The organism is Azospirillum sp. B4 (assembly GCF_000333275.1).
Taxonomy (GTDB): Bacteria; Pseudomonadota; Alphaproteobacteria; order Azospirillales; family Azospirillaceae; genus Nitrospirillum.
The window spans coordinates 1-2,481 of sequence record NZ_BACU01000125.1; the positions used below are offsets into that span (position 1 = coordinate 1).

Below are 2,481 nucleotides of genomic sequence, written 5' to 3' on the forward strand. Positions count from 1 at the left end.
GATGCCGGTTTCCGGATCCGGGGTGATGTTGGAAGAGTAGAGCGTACCGAAGGGCGTCGGCATGGGGCGGGCGCCGGCGAACAGCGGGCCGCCCGGCAGCGTATGGCAGGCGACACAGTCACCGGCCCGCGCCAGGTATTCCCCCTGCTTGACCAGATCGACCTTGGAGGCTGCTTGGGCGTGCCCGACGCCAAGCAGAATCGTCACGGCGAAGAGCAAGCCAAAAATCCGACGCAGAAACTGGACGGCCGGACGCGGCATCGGTGGGTGATGGCGCATCAGTGTCCCCCCTCCAGAGGCTGGCTGCCGCAGGCCAGCGGCATGGCGTTGCTTCCTTTCCGGGCCGGCGACGGATCCGCCGGCATGGGAAGGGAGGACAGCCAGGCGGCGACGGCCGCGACATCGGCCTCGGTCAGGCTGCTAGCAATGGTCTGCATGCAATCCGGCGCGATGGCGGTGCGCGTGCCGTAGCGGAAGGCGCCCAGCTGCGCGCTGATATAATTGGCGCGCAAACCCACCAGGCCGGGAACGCCCGGCTCCATGCCCGTGAAGGTGGGGCCGTGGCAGCTGCCGCAGGGGGGAACACCGGTCGCGGGATTGCCCTGGGTCACCAGCGTCTGCCCACGGTCCAAGACGTCCTTGCCGGCGTCGGTCGGCGGGCGCGGCGGCAAGGGCGGGCGCTGGGCGGCGTAATACTCCGCCATCTTGCGCAGGTAATCGTCGGGCTGGAATTCCAGCAGGTAGTTCATGGGCGCGTACTTGCGCCGGCCGTCCCGGAACGCGACCAACTGGTTCAGTAGATAGCCGGCCGGCTTGCCGGCGAGGCGGGGGAAATAGTCGCTGTCCGTCCCCGCCCCTTGGGCGCCATGGCAGGCCGCGCAGGCGAGCAGACGCTCATCCATGCCGTCCTTGCCATCAACGGCTGCCTGCGCCAACACCGTGCCGGCGACGGGCAGGGCCAGGATCAGGGATAGAAAAGCCGCCAACAAGGTCCGAAAGTAAAATGCCCCGCAAATAGCCATTACACTCTCCCTTAATTGTAATGGCAGCCCCATCGTACGGAACAAGGCGCCAGCTACATGGAGGAGTATTGTTAGCCAGCAATGAATTTTCTTTGGCCGGCAAATGAAAATCACATGTTGCGAGCGAATATGAAAGATAGCTCAGAAACCCCCGGTGTTATCGCTCAGCATGGGAAACCTTGACCGGGGCGATGCGCTTCAACAGCTTATAACAGCAGAAACATGCCTTGGCACCACCTCATTCGGTTACGGAAGTGTTCAAGCAACTGTCGATTGGGTAGGGCGGCGCCCTGCCCTCGTCTACAGTGCCGATCGCTTGGGTCAAGCCTCTCCACACCAGGGCGTCCATTCTGCAAATCCAGCTGGTCGCCAACGCCCCTATCGCCAGACGGGAAAGCCCAATACGGCCCCCAGCTCAACCGAAAGGCGCACGCCGAACGCCAGAATGTCCTTGGACTGATGGACGGCGCCGGGACGCAGGATGTTGTCCGGGTCCAGGACGTACTGGATGTTGGGGCTGACCTTGATGCCGCGCGCGACCTTGTAGCCATAATTGATTTCGAAGATGCCTTCGGCGTCATGCACGGGATCCGTGCCGCCGGCCGCGGCACGGGAGGCGCGCAGGAAATCCACCTCACGTGGGCCCAGTTGGATATAGCTGCCGACGATGCCGAAGGTGTCCTCCGGCCGGCTTTCGAATGGCCCCGTCAACACGAAGCCCAGCAACGTCTGCCTCTTGAATTGGGTATAGTTCGCAGTCGACCCGATCATGCCACCGAACAGCGTCAGGTTACGCTGCCGGTCCCCGCCGAAGCGGGCCACCACCATGTCCCCCATGGCGTACCAGCCGGTTTGGCCTTCATCATGGACCAGTGCTGCGCCTTTGTAGGCGATGCGCGACAAGCCACGGCTATTGAGGAACGGGTCGGAAACGGGGGAGGTGTTGCGGAAGCCGCCCAAGCGCACGTGATAAGCATGGTCTTCCAGGGGTGACGCGGACTGGAATCCCATTTCCCCCGCGGTTTGCACCCCGGTCCCGCCCTTGGTCGACCAGTCGAACCCGTTGGTGGGGATCAGGGAGGTGTTGGCTTCGAACGCGCCCGCCTGAACGTAGAAGGTCTTGGACACGTTTGCCTTCACCCGCCCGCCCCAGGTGCCGTAGGGAAAGAACGATAGGGCTTTGTTTTGGATGGGCAGAACCGCGGGATTAAAGCAGACGGAATTATTTTGGAAGTTGCAGTAGATGGTTGAGGCGTTAAAGAAGGTCAGCGCCGAGACGCGGCCGCCGGTGACGTTGATCTTTCCGTCGAACAGGTCCTGGTCCAGCGACAGGGCGGAGAGGCGCATATTATGGTAGGTCTTGAAGCGCGTCTGAAAGCTGACGGCATTCAGGTGTGCTCAGCGGCCAGCGACGTGCCGATCGAGTCATTGATCGACATATGGAAGTCGCCCCCCGACA

2 protein-coding genes and 1 pseudogene are annotated in these 2,481 nt (G+C 62.7%); all 3 read right to left on the bottom strand.

All coding sequences use genetic code 11. The annotated features are described in order from the left end of the window. Nucleotides 1-207 (bottom strand): annotated as a pseudogene (locus I55_RS05890) (cytochrome c); the annotation flags it as partial. Between the two features lie 71 nt (nt 208-278). Further along, entirely contained in the window at nt 279-986 is a 708-nt protein-coding gene (locus I55_RS05895; RefSeq protein ID WP_199902474.1) for a c-type cytochrome, read from the bottom strand. Nucleotides 987-1,400: 414 nt separating this feature from the next. Continuing rightward, a complete protein-coding gene (locus I55_RS05900; RefSeq protein ID WP_044559580.1) occupies nt 1,401-2,369 on the bottom strand; it encodes a carbohydrate porin in 969 nt (322 codons plus the stop codon). Nucleotides 2,370-2,481: the final 112 nt, after the last annotated feature.